Genomic DNA, 384 nt, shown 5'->3' on the forward strand with positions numbered 1-384 from the left:
CGGCTCATGAACCCAAAACAACGAAGGAGAAGCCTAGGAACTTGACCACCACCAACACGAGCGATACCTAAAGGCGGGTCACTTCTCGGCGCAAATCCCGGGTCAGCTCTCAGTGCAAATCAACAATGAAGGTACTTGGTGTTTCCGAGGCAGATCCGGAAGCAGGCTTCTATCGCCGACGTGCCCATAAGGACGGGCCTTGGCAGACGGTCGCCATCTGGTTTGACGCCAAGGGCAAGCGGTATTGCCTTGTTGAAGGCAAGGTCACTGAAGCTGAAAGCGTCTGGACTTTCGCTTGCCGCAACCCGATCAGCGAAGCAACCTACCATGCAATAAGAGGCGGTCAGGAGTGGCCAGGCGAACCCGCTCCAGCCGCAGCACTGT

Annotated in this window: 1 pseudogene; it reads left to right on the top strand. The window is 56.8% G+C overall.

The annotated features are described in order from the left end of the window. Window positions 1-125: 125 nt before the first annotated feature. Window positions 126-384 (top strand): annotated as a pseudogene (locus tag J1W56_RS25885) (hypothetical protein); the annotation flags it as partial.

Origin of the sequence: Phyllobacterium calauticae, from assembly GCF_019991125.1 — a bacterium.
Classification (GTDB): Bacteria; Pseudomonadota; Alphaproteobacteria; order Rhizobiales; family Rhizobiaceae; genus Phyllobacterium; species Phyllobacterium calauticae.